Below are 16358 nucleotides of genomic sequence, written 5' to 3'. Positions count from 1 at the left end.
TTAGAGACCGGTGGAAACGTCGATGGACTGACCGTCGGCGAGCGTTACGATCGCCTTCTTCACGTCCTTCTGCTTTCCGGCGAAGCCGCGGAAGCGCTTCAGCTTGCCCTTGCGGACGAGCGTGTTCACGGCCGTAACCTTCACCCCGAACAGCGCTTCGACGGCAGCCTTGATCTCAGGCTTCGAAGCACCCTTGGCGACATTGAAGACGACCTGGTTCTGTTCGGAGACCAGCGTCGACTTTTCGGTGATCGAGGGAGACACGATCACGTCGTAGTGGCGAAGATCCGTCATTTGAACCGCTCCTCCAGAGCTTCCACAGCAGCCTTGGAAAGCACGAGCTTGCCACGGCGCAGAATGTCGTAAACGTTGATGCCCTGAACCGGCAGAACGTCCACATTCGGGATGTTCTGGGCGGCGAGCTTGAAGTTGCCTTCGATCTCGGCTCCGCCGATGATCAGGGCGTTGGTGAGGCCGAGCGAGGCGAATGCACCGGCGAGCGCCTTCGTCTTTGCTTCGTTGGCTACGAGATCGTCGATGACGATGATGTCCTCGGCCTTCAGCTTGGCCGACAGCGCATGGCGCAGGCCCAGCGCGCGGATCTTCTTCGGAAGATCGTGCGCATGGCTGCGGACCACCGGACCGTGAGCCTTGCCGCCACCGCGGAACTGCGGAGCACGAGCCGAATGGTGGCGGGCGCGGCCCGTACCCTTCTGCTTGTACATCTTGGCGCCGGTGCGGGAGACTTCCGCACGGCCCTTGGACTTGTGCGTACCCTGCTGGCGCTTTGCGAGCTGCCAGCGAACGACGCGGGCAATGATGTCTTCACGAGGCTCGAGACCGAAAATGGCGTCGGAAAGGGAAACCTTTCCCGCGTCCTTGCCCTCGAGGGTTTTGACGGTGAGATCCATTATTCGGCTCCCTTACTTCGATTCTGCGGCGCGCACTGCGGCAGGGCGCGGTGCGCCTTCCGGAGTACCCGACTTGATGGCGTCACGGACGACGATCCAGGAACCCTTGGAGCCGGGAACTGCACCCTTGACCAGGATCAGACCGCGGTCTTCATCGGTCGATACGACTTCGAGGTTCTGCGTGGTGACGCGCGTCTGGCCCATGTGACCAGCCATGCGCTTGCCCTTCCAGACGCGGCCCGGGTCCTGGTTGGAACCTGTCGAACCATGCGAACGGTGCGATACGGACACGCCGTGCGTTGCACGCAGGCCGCCGAAGTTGTGGCGCTTGATCGCGCCGGCAAAACCCTTACCGATGGTGGTGCCGGTAACGTCCACGAGCTGCCCGGCGACGAAATGGCCCGCCGTAAGCTCGGCGCCAATGTCGATCAGGTTGTCGGCGCTCACGCGGAACTCGACCAGCTTTGCCTTCGGCTCAACGCTGGCAGCGGCAAAATGGCCGCGCATGGCCTTCGGCGTATTCTTGACCTTCGAACGGCCGGCACCCAGCTGAACTGCGGTATAACCGTTCTTCTCTTCGGTGCGGTGGGAAACTACCTGGCAGTTCTCCAGCCGCAATACTGTTACCGGGATATGCTCGCCGGCGTCGTTGTAGACGCGGGTCATTCCCACCTTCTGTGCAATCACACCTGAACGCATCGGTTCACGCCTCTTGTTTAGGGTTCCCGTCCGGTGCTTCACACACCTTCCGGTTTCCTGTTCCTGGAAGCCGTTGGAGAAACTCCACGTACCTTCCTTGTTATTTCGGCTTGCGCCGGGTCTTACAGCTTGATCTCGACGTCTACGCCGGCGGCCAGATCGAGCTTCATCAGCGCGTCCACCGTCTGCGGGGTCGGATCAACGATATCGAGAAGGCGCTTGTGCGTGCGCATCTCGAACTGTTCGCGGCTCTTCTTGTCGACGTGGGGCGACCGGTTGACCGTGAATTTCTCAATCCGGGTCGGAAGCGGCACGGGCCCGCGCACACTCGCACCGGTGCGCTTGGCCGTCGACACGATTTCGCGCGTGGAGGCATCGAGGATCCGGTGATCAAACGCCTTGAGGCGGATGCGGATATTCTGGCCGTTCATTCGACTTGTCCTTGCTCGTGTTTTCCGGTGTGCTCACGAAGCACACACTTGAAGTATTCGTTTCGCTTAGCCGCTTCTTTTCAAAAATCGCAGGGACATGGCGGACCATGTCCCTGCCGAAACGGCTCAAGCCGTTTTCTTGTTACTCGACGATGGAGGCGACGATGCCTGCGCCGACGGTGCGGCCGCCTTCGCGGATAGCGAAGCGCAGCTTTTCTTCCATCGCGATCGGCACGATCAGCTCGACGTCAACCGTGACGTTGTCGCCCGGCATGACCATTTCCGTGCCTTCCGGAAGCGTCACGATGCCGGTCACGTCCGTCGTGCGGAAGTAGAACTGCGGACGGTAGTTGGTGAAGAACGGCGTGTGACGGCCACCCTCTTCCTTCGTCAGGATGTAGGCTTCAGCCTTGAACTTGCGGTGCGGCTTGACCGAACCCGGCTTGCACAGAATCTGACCGCGCTCGACGCCGTTGCGGTCGACACCGCGAAGCAGCGCGCCGATGTTGTCGCCGGCCTGGCCCTGGTCGAGCAGCTTGCGGAACATTTCAACGCCCGTGCAGGTCGTCTTCGTCGTCGGACGGATGCCGACGATCTCGATTTCCTCACCGACCTTGACGATGCCGCGCTCGACGCGACCGGTCACGACCGTACCGCGGCCCGAGATCGAGAACACGTCTTCGATCGGCATCAGGAACGGCTGGTCGATCGGACGCTCAGGCGTCGGGATGTAGGCGTCGACCGCAGCCATCAGCTCGCGGATCGCGTCTTCGCCGATCTTCTTGTCCGAATCTTCAAGCGCGGCCAGAGCCGAACCCTTGACGATCGGAATGTCGTCGCCCGGGAATTCGTAGGACGACAGCAGTTCGCGCACTTCCAGCTCGACGAGCTCGAGCAGTTCCGCGTCGTCGACCTGGTCGACCTTGTTCAGGAACACGACGATCGCCGGAACGCCGACCTGGCGGGCCAGCAGGATGTGTTCGCGCGTCTGCGGCATCGGGCCGTCAGCGGCCGAAACAACCAGGATCGCGCCGTCCATCTGCGCCGCACCGGTGATCATGTTCTTGACGTAGTCGGCGTGGCCGGGGCAGTCGACATGCGCATAGTGACGGTTCGGCGTCTCGTATTCGACGTGCGCCGTCGAAATGGTGATGCCGCGGGCCTTTTCTTCCGGCGCAGCGTCGATCTGGTCATACGCCTTGAACTCGCCGAAATACTTCGTGATCGCTGCCGTCAGCGACGTCTTGCCATGGTCAACGTGGCCAATCGTGCCAATGTTGACGTGCGGCTTATTGCGCTCAAATTTGCTCTTTGCCATTTCCGGCTCTCCGTTTCCTGTCCCCTAGAGGGGAAATCTTTTCATTCTGTTTCAGCGCGAGGCTATTCCGGTCACTTCTGACCGGAATACTTCGCCTGGATTTCCTGCGCGACGTTCGACGGAACCGGCGCGTAGTGATCGAACAGCATCGTGTACTGAGCGCGGCCCTGCGACATCGAGCGCAGGTTGTCCACGTACTTGAACATGTTCGCGAGCGGCACGTGGGCATTGATCACAACGGCGACGCCGCGCGCTTCCTGACCCTGGATCTGGCCACGGCGAGAGTTCAGGTCACCGATAACGTCACCGACGTAATCTTCCGGCGTCACGACCTCGACCTTCATGATCGGCTCGAGGAGCTGAGCTCCAGCCTTCTTCGCGGCTTCACGGAAGCATGCACGGGAAGCGATTTCGAAGGCCAGGACCGACGAGTCGACGTCGTGGAATGCACCGTCGATCAGCGTCGCCTTGACGCCGAGCATCGGGAAGCCCGCGAGCGGACCCGAGGACAGGACGCTTTCGATACCCTTCTGAACGCCGGGGATATATTCCTTCGGAACAGCACCACCGACAATCTTCGATTCGAATGCGAAGTCTTCGCCTTCCGGGTTCGGTTCGAAGACGATCTTGACGCGCGCGAACTGGCCGGTACCACCGGACTGCTTCTTGTGCGTGTAATCTTCCTCGTGCTTGCGCGTAATGGTCTCGCGGTAGGCAACCTGCGGAGCACCGACCGAAGCTTCGACCTTGAACTCGCGACGCATGCGGTCGACGATGATGTCCAGGTGAAGTTCGCCCATGCCGGCGATGATCGTCTGGCCGGACTCCTCGTCGGTCTTGACGCGGAAGGACGGATCCTCGGCAGCCAGGCGGTTGAGCGCGAGGCCCATCTTTTCCTGGTCGCCCTTGGTCTTCGGCTCGATCGCGATCTGGATGACCGGCTCCGGGAATTCCATGCGCTCGAGGATAACCGGCTTCAGCGGATCGCAAAGCGTATCGCCAGTGGTGGTTTCCTTGAGGCCGGCCAGAGCAACGATGTCGCCAGCGAAGGCTTCTTCGATGTCTTCACGCGAGTTGGAGTGCATCTGCAGCATGCGGCCGACGCGCTCGCGCTTTTCCTTGACCGTGTTCATCACCGACGTGCCCTTTTCGAGCTTGCCGGAATAGATGCGTGCGAAGGTCAGCGAACCGACGAAGGGGTCGTTCATGATCTTGAACGCGAGCATCGAAAGCGGCTCGTTGTCGTCGGCCTTACGGGTGATCTCGCCTTCGGTCTTGACGTCGATGCCCTTGATCGCCGGAATGTCGATCGGCGACGGCAGGTAATCGACGACGGCGTCGAGCAGAGGCTGAACGCCCTTGTTCTTGAAGGCGGTGCCGCAGAACATGGGGTGGAACTTGACGTCGATCGTACCGCGGCGGACCAGTTCACGGATCTTGTCGTTATCCGGGTAGGTACCTTCCAGGTAGGCTTCCATTGCCGCTTCGTCGATCTCGACAACCGTCTCGATCAGCTTCTCGCGGTATTCTTCCGCCTTTTCCTTCATGTCGGCCGGGATTTCGACGACATCCCACTGGGCGCCGAGCGATTCGTCGCGCCATACGAGAGCATTCATCTCGATCAGGTCGATAACACCCTTGAAGTCGCTTTCAGCGCCGATCGGCAGCTGCATGACGACGGCCGTCGCGCCGAGGCGCGTCTTGATCATCTCGACCGAGCGGTAGAAGTCCGCACCGGTCTTGTCCATCTTGTTGCAGAAGATCATGCGCGGAACATGATACTTCTCGGCCTGGCGCCAGACGGTTTCCGTCTGCGGCTCGACACCGGCATTGGCGTCGAGAAGCGCGATCGCACCGTCGAGAACGCGCAGCGAACGCTCGACTTCGATGGTGAAGTCGACGTGGCCGGGAGTGTCGATGATGTTGAAGCGGCGCGTCTTGCCGTCGCGGCCCTTCCAGAAGGTCGTCGTCGCAGCAGACGTGATCGTGATGCCGCGCTCCTGCTCCTGCTCCATCCAGTCCATGGTCGCGGCGCCGTCATGGACTTCGCCGATCTTGTGGGACTTGCCGGTGTAGTAGAGGATACGCTCGGTCGTCGTCGTCTTGCCGGCGTCGATGTGCGCCATGATACCGAAGTTTCGGTAGTCTTCGATTTTATATTCGCGAGCCATGAGAGACTGCCTTTCGGAACCTGTTCTGATTACCAGCGGTAGTGCGAGAACGCACGGTTGGCATCAGCCATCTTGTGGGTGTCTTCGCGCTTCTTCACTGCGCTGCCGCGGTTGTTCGCTGCGTCCATGAGTTCGCCGCACAGGCGATCGACCATGGTCGTTTCATTGCGCTTACGGGCAGCTGCGATCAGCCAGCGGATAGCGAGAGCCTGACGGCGCTCCGGACGAACGTCGACCGGAACCTGGTAGGTAGCACCACCGACGCGGCGCGAACGCACTTCGACATGCGGAGCGATGTTGTCGAGCGCGGAATGGAACACGGCGACCGGCTCCTGCTTCAGCTTCGACTGGACCGCATCGAATGCACCGTAGACGATGCTTTCCGCAACGGACTTCTTGCCGTGCAGCATGATTGCGTTCATGAACTTCGTGACAACCAGATCACCGAACTTCGGATCCGGGTTGATCTCACGCTTTTCTGCTCTGTGACGTCGGGACATACTTCTCGTCTCTCAACTTTAAATCTTATGACCAGCGAAATGGCGCCGGTTGCGATGTTATTTCGGACGCTTCGCGCCGTACTTGGAGCGGCGCTGCTTACGGTTCTTCACACCCTGCGTATCGAGAACGCCGCGGATGATGTGGTAACGAACACCCGGAAGGTCCTTCACGCGGCCGCCGCGGATCATGACCACGGAGTGCTCCTGAAGGTTGTGACCTTCACCCGGAATGTAGCCGATCACTTCGAAGCCGTTCGTCAGGCGGATCTTGGCAACCTTACGCAGAGCCGAGTTCGGCTTCTTCGGGGTCGTCGTGTAGACGCGGGTGCAAACGCCGCGCTTCTGCGGGTTCTCCTGCAGTGCAGGAACCTTGTTGCGCTTTACCTGTGCCTGACGTGGCTTGCGGATCAGCTGGTTTACGGTAGGCATCTAACCATCCCTTACAAAAACTTGTCTCGTTACCCTTTCGGGCGGATCGCTTGCCGTCGCCGGCAACAACGAACGCCTGTGAAATGCGCAAAACGAGGGCCGATCCGCTTTTCCGCAGATGGCCCCACAAAAAGCAGAGGACGCACTATCTCGCGCGTCTTGCGTGCAGCATTATGTCGTCAGCGTACGTTTTGAACCTTGTTTGAGGCGAACTCCAGAACGCGTCGTTCCGAACCAGCCAGCCTCACATGGGCTCTGATGCGGCGGGGTGTACTGATTTCGGGGCGATCCGTCAAGGGCAATTAGGAAATAATCTGGGCGTTGCAGCCCTGATATGCCCGAGAAACAAGGCTTTGCGCGCTCGCTATGCCCGCGGGCTGGCCCGACGCCGGTTCGTGCCGCCGCATATTCCTTCGCACTTAAGGAATCAGCAACCTCTTTCTGTCGTTTTCCACGACCGCGAGTCGCGCCGTGCCGATGACCGAAAATGTTCAAGCGATCTGGCTGATTCTGGAACGGGTTTCGATCTGGCGCAATATGCAGTAGAGCAGGATGAAGGCAAAGTGTATCCGGTTTCCCCGCATCCCGCGTCTCAACGCTTGAGAATCGATCGCGACGGTTTCGGCCTCTTTCGACCTAAAATGAACGCGATCGCCCGCTACTATTCTTCAAAGAGGATGTTTCCATGTCTGTCACACCGGATAACGACAACGCACCCGACGAACCGCTGATCTTCATCGTTATCGGCAAAGCCTACGAGACCGACGGCGATGCCGAGGGCGTCGACATCCATGTGATGCTGCGGGCGCCGGATGACGATACGGCCGTGCGCGAAGCGCTGAATGCACTGGCCGAGGAGGGCTTCCTTGAAGCCGATCTCGACCAGATCGGCACCTTGGACGGCATACCGGAAGAGGAGCCGCACGCTTCCGCCTATCAGGGCGCACTCGAGGGCGAAGTCGCCATCATTCGCTTCGGTTGAGCGATCCGGCGGCGTCTGGTGCCGCCTTGGATCACGATGGTTTTTAGGTCGGGTCGACCTAAAAACATGAACGTGAACGACTAAGAAGTTAGCGGGATGCGGGCGGAAAACCGCACACACTTTTCCTCATCCCGCTCTACTGCATGTTTCCTTTAATCCTATCCGATCAAAGGACAAAAACATGCGGCAGATCAAAGTGTTACAGCGACCTTTGCGCGTCTGATAAGACGCGCGGCGCTGTAGCGCATCGACGCCAAACACATCGACCTGAAAAAGCCGCCCGGATCGCTCCAGGCGGCTTTATTGTTTCACCAGGGAGGGCAGATACCCTCCCCTTTCCGCTTATTCCGCCGCGGCGGGATCGTTCGCCATGTCGGCGAGCATCGGCGTGGCGCTTTCCGCACCGGTGCCCTTGCGTCGCTCTTCAAGGATCAACTCGTCGCGGGCCGTAGCGATGCGGCGGATCTGTGTCATCGTGCCGCCCGTACCGGCCGGGATGAGACGACCGACAATGACGTTCTCCTTCAGGCCCTGCAGATTGTCCGTCTTGCCTGCGACCGCAGCTTCGGTGAGGACCTTGGTGGTCTCCTGGAACGAAGCGGCCGAGATGAAGGACGGGGTCTGCAGCGATGCCTTGGTGATGCCGAGCAGCACCGGCTCGCCAAAGGCGGGCTTCTTGCCTTCGGCAAGCAGAGAGTCGTTGACGTCCTCGAGCTCGATGCGATCGACGTTGTCGCCGACGATATACGTCGAGTCACCGGCGTCGGTGATTTCGACCTTCTGGAGCATCTGCCGGACGATCACCTCGATGTGCTTGTCGTTGATGACAACGCCCTGCAGTCGGTAGACTTCCTGGATCTCGTTCACGAGATAGGAAGCAAGTGCTTCCACGCCCTTGATCGCCAGGATGTCATGCGGCGCCGGATTGCCGTCGAGGATGTAGTCGCCCTTCTCGATGTAGTCGCCATCCTGAAGATGGAAGGGCTTGCCCTTCGGGATCAGGTATTCGACCGGCTCGACACCGTCTTCCGCCGGCTCGATCATCACGCGACGCTTGTTCTTGTAATCGCGGCCGAAACGGATCGTGCCATCGATCTCAGCGATGATGGCGTGATCCTTCGGACGACGTGCCTCGAACAGTTCGGCAACGCGCGGCAGACCACCGGTGATGTCCTTGGTCTTGGCGCTTTCGAGCGGCGAACGGGCAAGAACGTCGCCCTGGCTGACCTTCTGTCCCGGCTCGACGGAAAGGATCGCGTCGACCGAGAGCATGAAGCGGGCTTCGCCGCCGCGGGCAAGCTTGGCGATGTTGCCGTTCTTGTCCTTGATGACGATCGCCGGCTTCAGGTCGGTACCGCGTGGCGTCGAACGCCAGTCGATGACCTGGCGCTTGGTGATGCCGGTCGACTCGTCGGTCGATTCCAGAACCGAGATGCCGTCGACCACGTCTTCAAAGTGAACGGTACCTTCCACTTCCGTCATCATCGGACGGGTGTAGGGGTCCCACTCGGCGAAACGCTGTCCGCGCTTCACCTTGTCGCCATCGTCGACGAAGATCTTCGAACCGTAGGCAACGCGCTGCGAGGAGCGCTCGACACCGCGTTCGTCGAGGATCTGGATCGCCATGTTGCGGCCCATGGCGACGAGTACGCCATCGGAGTTGCGCAGCATGTTGCGGTTCTTGATCTGAACCGTGCCCTCATAAGAGGCTTCCAGGAACGACTGGTCGACCACGGTTGCCGTACCACCAAGGTGGAACGTACGCATGGTCAGCTGCGTGCCCGGCTCGCCGATCGACTGAGCCGCGATGACGCCGACGGCTTCGCCCATGTTGACAGGCGTACCGCGAGCGAGGTCACGGCCGTAGCAAACGCCGCAGACGCCGGTCTGGATCTCGCAGGTCAGAGCCGAGCGAATCCGGACGGACTGGATACCGGCCTTCTCGATCGCGACGACGTCCGGCTCGAGAATCATCTTGCCGGCATCGACGATACGCTCTCCGGTGACCGGGTTGTCGATGTTGTCGAGCGCCGTACGGCCGAGGATACGCTGGCCGATCGAGGCCACGACCTGACCGGCATCGACGATCGCAGTCATGGTGAGGCCCTTGTCGGTGCCGCAATCCGTATGCGTGACGATGCAGTCCTGCGCCACATCGACGAGACGACGGGTCAGGTAACCGGAGTTCGCAGTCTTCAAGGCGGTGTCGGCGAGACCCTTACGGGCACCGTGCGTCGAGTTGAAGTACTCGTTCACGGTTAGGCCTTCCTTGAAGTTCGAGATGATCGGCGTTTCGATGATCTCGCCCGAAGGCTTTGCCATGAGGCCGCGCATGCCGCCAAGCTGACGCATCTGGTTCGGCGAACCGCGGGCGCCCGAGTGCGACATCATGTAGATCGAGTTCATCGGCTTCTGGCGGCCGCTGTCGTCGAACTCGACGGCCTTGATGCGCGCCATCATCTCTTCGGCGACCTTCTCGGTCGCCTTGCCCCAGGCGTCGACGACCTTGTTGTACTTTTCGCCCTGGGTGATGAGGCCGTCATTGTACTGCTGCTCGTATTCCTTCACGAGCGCTTCGGTGTCGCCGACGATCTTCACCTTCGTGTCCGGAATCACCATGTCGTCCTTGCCGAACGAAATGCCGGCGCGGCAGGCATGCGAGAAGCCGAGCTGCATGATCCGGTCGCAGAAGATGACCGTGTCCTTCTGACCGCAATGGCGATAGACCGTGTCGATCATCTTGGAGATGTTCTTCTTGGTCATTTCCTGGTTGCAGGTTTCGAAGGGGACGTTCGGGTTCTTCGGCAGGAGTTCGCCGATGATCATGCGGCCAGGCGTCGTTTCATAGATCTTCGAAACCGGGTTGCCCTCGGCATCGACGGTCTTGTAACGGCCACGGATCTTGGCGTGCAGGGTGACGGCCTTGGTCTCCAGCGCATGGTGCAATTCGCCCATGTCGGAGAAGGCCATGCCTTCGCCCGGCTCGTTCTGGTTCATGATCGAGAGATAGTACAGGCCGAGAACCATGTCCTGCGACGGCACGATGATCGGGGCACCGTTTGCCGGATGCAGGATGTTGTTCGTCGACATCATCAGCACGCGTGCTTCGAGCTGTGCTTCGAGGGACAGCGGCACGTGAACGGCCATCTGGTCGCCGTCGAAGTCGGCGTTGAAGGCCGTGCAGACGAGCGGGTGCAGCTGGATCGCCTTGCCTTCGACCAGGATCGGCTCGAAGGCCTGGATGCCCAGGCGGTGCAGGGTCGGCGCGCGGTTCAGAAGAACCGGGTGCTCGCGGATGACCTCGTCGAGGATATCCCAGACTTCCGGCTTTTCCTTCTCGACCAGCTTCTTCGCCTGCTTGACGGTCGAGGAGTAACCCTTGGCGTCGAGGCGGGCGTAGATGAACGGCTTGAAGAGCTCGAGCGCCATCTTCTTCGGCAGACCGCACTGGTGCAGCTTGAGTTCCGGACCGGTCACGATGACCGAACGGCCGGAATAGTCGACGCGCTTGCCGAGCAGGTTCTGACGGAAGCGGCCCTGCTTGCCCTTGAGCATGTCGGAGAGCGACTTCAGCGGACGCTTGTTCGCACCCGTGATGACGCGGCCGCGGCGGCCGTTGTCGAACAGCGCGTCCACGGATTCCTGCAGCATCCGCTTTTCGTTGCGGATGATGATGCCGGGCGCACGCAGTTCGATCAGCCGCTTCAGGCGGTTGTTGCGGTTGATGACGCGGCGGTAGAGATCGTTGAGGTCCGACGTTGCGAAACGGCCGCCGTCAAGCGGCACGAGCGGACGCAGGTCCGGCGGGATCACCGGAACGACCTTCATGATCATCCATTCCGGACGATTGCCGGATTCCATGAAGTTCTCGACGATCTTCAGCCGCTTCATCAGCTTCTTCTGCTTCAGATCGGACGTCGTCTCGGCCATCTCCGAACGCAGATCGCCCGCGATCTTCTCGAGATTCATCGATGCGAGCATCTCGTAGATCGCTTCGGCGCCGATCATCGCGGTGAACTGGTCCTCACCGAACTCGTCGACCGCGATCATGTATTCTTCTTCGCTCAGGAGCTGGTTTTCCTTGAGCGACGTCAGACCCGGCTCGGTGACGATGTAGTTCTCGAAGTAGAGGACGCGCTCGATATCCTTGAGCGTCATGTCGAGCAGCGTTGCGATGCGGCTCGGCAGCGACTTCAGGAACCAGATGTGAGCAACGGGCGCGGCGAGCTCGATATGGCCCATGCGCTCGCGGCGAACGCGCGACAGCGTGACTTCGACGCCGCACTTTTCGCAGATGATGCCCTTGTACTTCATGCGCTTGTACTTGCCGCACAGGCACTCGTAGTCCTTGATCGGACCAAAGATGCGGGCGCAGAAAAGACCGTCGCGTTCCGGCTTGAAGGTACGGTAGTTAATCGTCTCCGGCTTCTTGATCTCACCGTAAGACCAGGAAAGAATCTTCTCCGGGGACGCTATCGAAATCCGGATGGAATCGAAGGTCTGTGCAGGCACCTGCGGATTGAAAAGATTCATGACCTCTTGGTTCATGCCTGTCTCCTTTGCGGGCATTTAAGCCCTGAGCTTGGCGAGGGTGCCGGCAAATCCCGGGCGCCGGCCCCTGCCCCATAAACAGCTAAAACCGCATCGGGTGCGGCCCTGTTCCTGCCGCGGACAATCAGGTGCCCGACGGCGGAAACGGTGCGCGCCGCTTAGCGGCACGCACCTGATGACTCTTATTCGGCCGCGTCCGGCAGCTGCGCCGTGCTACCGACGTCGTCGACCTTGGAGTTCTCCAGCTCGACCGAAAGGCCCAACGAGCGCATTTCCTTGACGAGAACGTTGAAGCTCTCCGGAATGCCCGCTTCGAAGGTATCGTCGCCGCGGACAATCGCCTCGTAGACCTTGGTGCGGCCGGCCACGTCGTCCGACTTGACCGTCAGCATTTCCTGCAGCGTGTAGGCGGCACCATAGGCTTCCAGAGCCCAGACCTCCATTTCGCCGAAGCGCTGACCGCCGAACTGCGCCTTGCCGCCCAGCGGCTGCTGGGTAACGAGCGAGTAAGGACCGATCGAACGGGCGTGGATCTTGTCGTCGACCAGGTGGTTGAGCTTCAGCATGTAGATGTAGCCCACGGTCACCTGACGGTCGAAAGTCTCGCCGGTACGGCCGTCATAGAGCGTCGACTGACCGGTTACCTTCAGGCCAGCCTGCTCCAGCATCTCGTTGACGTCCGCTTCGACGGCACCGTCGAAGACCGGTGTCGCGATCGAAACGCCGCGGCGGGTCTGCTCGGCAAGCCGGACGATCGATTCATCGTCGTACTGCTTGATCGGCTCGCCCTTCGGGCCAGATCCGATGACGCTGTCGATGGTATCGCGCAGCGGCTGGATATCAGCGCCCGCCTTGTATGCATCGAGCATCGCTCCGATCTTCTTGCCCATGCCGGCGCAAGCCCAACCGAGATGGGTCTCGAGGATCTGACCGACATTCATGCGCGACGGCACGCCGAGCGGGTTCAGAACCACGTCGACATGCGTACCGTCTTCCAGGAACGGCATGTCTTCGATCGGCACGATCCGCGACACGACACCCTTGTTGCCGTGACGGCCGGCCATCTTGTCGCCCGGCTGGATCTTGCGCTTCACGGCGACGAAGACCTTGACCATCTTCATGACGCCCGGAGGCATCTCATCGCCGCGCTGAACCTTCTCGACCTTATCCATGAAGCGCTGTTCAAGGCGCGACTTGGATTCGTCGTACTGCGCGCGAAGCGCTTCGATCTCGCCCTGAGCCTTCTCGTCCTCGATAGCGAACATCCACCACTGCGAGCGGGGATATTCACTGATGACGACGTTGGAGAGCTCGGTGCCCTTCTTGAAGCCCTTCGGACCGGCAACGGCGACGTGGCCGCGAAGCATGTCGACCAGACGCGCATAGACGTTGCGGTCGAGGATCGCCTGCTCGTCGTCGCGGTCCTTCGCGAGACGCTCGATTTCCTCGCGCTCGATCGCCATCGCGCGCTCGTCCTTCTCGACGCCATGGCGGTTGAAGACGCGCACTTCGACGACCGTGCCGAAGGTGCCCGGGGGCATGCGCATCGACGTGTCGCGAACGTCCGACGCCTTCTCGCCGAAGATGGCGCGCAGAAGCTTTTCTTCCGGCGTCATCGGGCTCTCGCCCTTCGGCGTGATCTTGCCGACGAGGATGTCGCCCGGCTGAACTTCGGCGCCGATGTACACGATACCGGCTTCGTCCAGGTTTTTCAGCGCTTCTTCCGAAACGTTCGGAATGTCGCGGGTGATTTCTTCCGGACCAAGCTTGGTGTCGCGCGCCATCACTTCGAATTCCTCGATGTGGATCGAGGTGAAGACGTCGTCACGCACGATCCGCTCGGAGAGCAGGATCGAGTCTTCGTAGTTGTAGCCGTTCCAGGGCATGAACGCGACGAGGGCGTTGCGGCCGAGCGCCAGATCGCCGAGGTCGGTCGACGGACCGTCCGCGATGATATCGCCCTTGTTGATCACGTCACCGACGGTGACCAGCGGGCGCTGGTTGACGCAGGTGTTCTGGTTGGAACGCTGGAACTTCTGCAGGCGGTAGATATCGACGCCCGACTTGGACGGATCCAGGTCTTCGGTGGCGCGGATAACGATACGGGTCGCGTCCACCTGGTCGACGATACCGCCGCGGCGGGCAGCGATCGCAGCACCGGAGTCACGCGCGACGACCGGCTCCATGCCGGTGCCGACGAAGGGAGCTTCCGCACGCAGCAGCGGCACGGCCTGACGCTGCATGTTCGAGCCCATCAGCGCGCGGTTGGCGTCATCGTTCTCGAGGAACGGAATGAGCGCGGCCGCGACCGAGACGAGCTGCTTCGGCGAAACGTCCATCAGGTTGATGTTGTCGCGCGGCGCCAGCATGACTTCGCCGGCGTGGCGGCAAACGACGAATTCTTCAGAGAAGGAGCCGTCGTCATCCAGCACCGAGTTTGCCTGTGCAACGTGATACTTCGCTTCTTCCATCGCCGACAGATAGACGACGTCGTTCGTCACCTTGCCGTCGACGATCTTGCGGTACGGGCTCTCGATGAAGCCGTACTTGTTGACGCGGGCGAAGGTCGCAAGCGAGTTGATCAGACCGATGTTGGGGCCTTCCGGCGTTTCGATCGGGCAGATACGGCCGTAATGCGTCGGATGCACGTCGCGCACTTCGAAGCCGGCACGTTCGCGGGTCAGACCGCCCGGACCCAGTGCCGAAAGGCGGCGCTTGTGGGTGATTTCCGAAAGCGGGTTCACCTGGTCCATGAACTGCGAGAGCTGCGAGGAACCGAAGAATTCGCGAACGGCTGCGGCAGCCGGCTTCGCGTTGATCAGGTCCTGCGGCATCACGGTGTCGATCTCGATCGAGGACATGCGCTCCTTGATCGCACGTTCCATACGCAGGAGACCCAGACGGTACTGGTTCTCCATCAATTCGCCGACCGAGCGGACGCGGCGGTTGCCGAGGTTGTCGATGTCGTCGATCTCGCCCTTGCCGTCACGCAGTTCCACGAGCATCTTGACCACGGCCAGGATGTCTTCCTTGCGCAGCGTGCGAACCGTGTCCGGAACGTCCAGATCGAGGCGCATGTTCATCTTCACGCGGCCGACGGCCGAGAGATCGTAGCGCTCGGCATCGAAGAAGAGCGCATTGAACATGGCTTCGGCCGAATCCATGGTCGGCGGCTCACCCGGACGCATGACGCGGTAGATGTCGAACAGCGCGTCCTGACGGTTCTCGTTCTTGTCGGCCGAAAGCGTGTTGCGGATATAGGCGCCGATATTGATGTGGTCGATGTCGAGCACCGGGATCTCATCGAAGCCGGCGGAAAGAATGACCGGAAGCGTCTTCTCGTCGATCTCGTCACCGGCCTCGAGATAGATCTCGCCGGTCTCGAAGTTGACGACGTCCTCGGCGAGATAGTTGCCGTAGAGATCGTCGTCGGTCGCCTTGAGCGCCTTCAGGCCCTTTTCCTGCAACTGCCGGAGCAGGCGCGGCGTCAGCTTCTTGCCGCTCTCGACAACGACCTCGCCGGTATCGGCGTCGATCATGTCTGCCAGTGTCTTCTGGCCCTTCAGCGCATCCGGCTGGAACGGCACGCGCCAGCCCTCGCCGTCGCGCTGGTAGAGCGACTTCGTGTAGAAGGTGTCGAGGATTTCTTCGCCGTCCATTCCGAGCGCCATCAGAAGCGACGTCACCGGAATCTTGCGGCGGCGGTCGATACGCGCATGGACGATGTCCTTCGCGTCGAACTCGATGTCGAGCCACGAACCGCGATAGGGGATCACGCGCGCGGCGAAGAGCAGCTTGCCGGACGAGTGGCTCTTGCCCTTGTCATGGTCGAAGAAGACACCCGGCGACCGGTGCATCTGCGAGACGATGACGCGCTCCGTGCCGTTGACGATGAAGGTACCGTTGTCCGTCATGAGCGGCATGTCGCCCATGTAGACGTTCTGTTCCTTGATATCCTTGATGGACTTGGCGCCGGTGTCCTCGTCGATATCGAACACGATCAGCCGCAGCGTCACCTTGAGCGGCGCCGCATAGGTCAGGTCGCGCTGACGGCACTCCTCGACGTCGAACTTCGGTGCCTCGAATTCGTAGGAAACGAACTCGAGCATCGAAGCGCCGGAGAAATCCTTGATCGGAAATACCGATTTGAAAACGGCTTGAAGCCCCTCATCCGGCCGTCCGCCTTGGGGCTCGTCCACCATGAGGAACTGGTCGTAAGACGCCTTCTGAACCTCGATGAGGTTCGGCATCTCCGCGACTTCGGGAATTTTACCAAAAAACTTGCGTACGCGCCTACGACCGTTAAACGAAAGGGTCTGAGCCATCGTCGCTCCTTGTCAATCTTGCATCCGGGCCTGCAACGGAC

11 protein-coding genes are annotated in these 16358 nt (G+C 60.7%); 1 reads left to right on the top strand and 10 read right to left on the bottom strand.

Going from position 1 to position 16358, the window contains the following annotated elements:
* From PZL22_RS07565 to rpsL, 8 genes are all read right to left on the bottom strand, one after another.
* Nucleotides 1–294 (bottom strand): 50S ribosomal protein L23, encoded by a 294-nt coding sequence (locus PZL22_RS07565; protein WP_003536621.1) that lies wholly within the window; start codon nt 292–294, stop codon nt 1–3.
* On the bottom strand, nt 291–911 hold the full coding sequence (gene rplD, locus PZL22_RS07560; protein ID WP_003536623.1) for a 50S ribosomal protein L4: 621 nt from the start codon (nt 909–911) through the stop codon (nt 291–293). The genes PZL22_RS07565 and rplD overlap by 4 nt, the downstream gene beginning before the upstream one ends.
* Nucleotides 912–923: 12 nt before the next feature.
* Entirely contained in the window at nt 924–1610 is a 687-nt protein-coding gene (gene rplC / locus PZL22_RS07555) for a 50S ribosomal protein L3 (RefSeq protein WP_010969195.1), read from the bottom strand.
* 122 nt (nt 1611–1732) lie between these two features.
* Complete coding sequence (gene rpsJ, locus PZL22_RS07550; RefSeq protein ID WP_003507767.1) at nt 1733–2041, bottom strand: 30S ribosomal protein S10; 309 nt, start codon at nt 2039–2041, stop codon at nt 1733–1735.
* 142 nt (nt 2042–2183) lie between these two features.
* Nucleotides 2184–3359 (bottom strand): elongation factor Tu, encoded by a 1176-nt coding sequence (gene tuf, locus PZL22_RS07545; protein ID WP_010969189.1) that lies wholly within the window; start codon nt 3357–3359, stop codon nt 2184–2186.
* A 71-nt stretch (nt 3360–3430) separates the two neighbouring features.
* Nucleotides 3431–5530, bottom strand: coding sequence for an elongation factor G (gene fusA, locus PZL22_RS07540; RefSeq protein ID WP_003536200.1), 2100 nt, complete (start codon nt 5528–5530; stop codon nt 3431–3433).
* A gap of 29 nt (nt 5531–5559) precedes the next feature.
* Nucleotides 5560–6030, bottom strand: coding sequence for a 30S ribosomal protein S7 (gene rpsG / locus PZL22_RS07535; RefSeq protein WP_003536198.1), 471 nt, complete (start codon nt 6028–6030; stop codon nt 5560–5562).
* Between the two features lie 57 nt (nt 6031–6087).
* Entirely contained in the window at nt 6088–6459 is a 372-nt protein-coding gene (gene rpsL / locus PZL22_RS07530) for a 30S ribosomal protein S12 (protein ID WP_003507760.1), read from the bottom strand.
* 685 nt (nt 6460–7144) lie between these two features.
* On the opposite strand from rpsL, the gene PZL22_RS07525 reads away from it, so the two are divergent.
* Entirely contained in the window at nt 7145–7441 is a 297-nt protein-coding gene (locus PZL22_RS07525) for a hypothetical protein (RefSeq protein ID WP_003536197.1), read from the top strand.
* Nucleotides 7442–7783: 342 nt separating this feature from the next.
* On the opposite strand, the gene rpoC is transcribed toward PZL22_RS07525, so the two are convergent.
* Both rpoC and rpoB read right to left on the bottom strand, forming a co-directional pair.
* Nucleotides 7784–11989, bottom strand: coding sequence for a DNA-directed RNA polymerase subunit beta' (rpoC, locus tag PZL22_RS07520; RefSeq protein WP_003536196.1), 4206 nt, complete (start codon nt 11987–11989; stop codon nt 7784–7786).
* 185 nt (nt 11990–12174) lie between these two features.
* A complete protein-coding gene (gene rpoB / locus PZL22_RS07515; protein WP_003536195.1) occupies nt 12175–16317 on the bottom strand; it encodes a DNA-directed RNA polymerase subunit beta in 4143 nt (1380 codons plus the stop codon).
* Nucleotides 16318–16358 lie beyond the last annotated feature (41 nt).

The organism is Ensifer meliloti (assembly GCF_030064585.1).
Taxonomy (GTDB): domain Bacteria; phylum Pseudomonadota; class Alphaproteobacteria; order Rhizobiales; family Rhizobiaceae; genus Sinorhizobium; species Sinorhizobium meliloti.
The sequence above is the reverse complement of the archived record's forward strand: the minus strand, read 5'-3'. Positions and strand labels throughout refer to the sequence as shown.

Excerpts from the sequence above, each read along its gene's own strand:
- rpsJ (WP_003507767.1), bottom strand. The coding sequence starts at position 2,041 with ATGAACGGCCAGAATATCCGCATCCGCCTCAAGGCGTTTGATCACCGG.
- rpoB (WP_003536195.1), bottom strand. The coding sequence starts at position 16,317 with ATGGCTCAGACCCTTTCGTTTAACGGTCGTAGGCGCGTACGCAAGTTT.
- rpsL (WP_003507760.1), bottom strand. The coding sequence starts at position 6,459 with ATGCCTACCGTAAACCAGCTGATCCGCAAGCCACGTCAGGCACAGGTA.
- PZL22_RS07565 (WP_003536621.1), bottom strand. The coding sequence starts at position 294 with ATGACGGATCTTCGCCACTACGACGTGATCGTGTCTCCCTCGATCACC.
- tuf (WP_010969189.1), bottom strand. The coding sequence starts at position 3,359 with ATGGCAAAGAGCAAATTTGAGCGCAATAAGCCGCACGTCAACATTGGC.
- rplD (WP_003536623.1), bottom strand. The coding sequence starts at position 911 with ATGGATCTCACCGTCAAAACCCTCGAGGGCAAGGACGCGGGAAAGGTT.
- rpoC (WP_003536196.1), bottom strand. The coding sequence starts at position 11,989 with ATGAACCAAGAGGTCATGAATCTTTTCAATCCGCAGGTGCCTGCACAG.
- rpsG (WP_003536198.1), bottom strand. The coding sequence starts at position 6,030 with ATGTCCCGACGTCACAGAGCAGAAAAGCGTGAGATCAACCCGGATCCG.
- rplC (WP_010969195.1), bottom strand. The coding sequence starts at position 1,610 with ATGCGTTCAGGTGTGATTGCACAGAAGGTGGGAATGACCCGCGTCTAC.
- fusA (WP_003536200.1), bottom strand. The coding sequence starts at position 5,530 with ATGGCTCGCGAATATAAAATCGAAGACTACCGAAACTTCGGTATCATG.
- PZL22_RS07525 (WP_003536197.1), top strand. The coding sequence starts at position 7,145 with ATGTCTGTCACACCGGATAACGACAACGCACCCGACGAACCGCTGATC.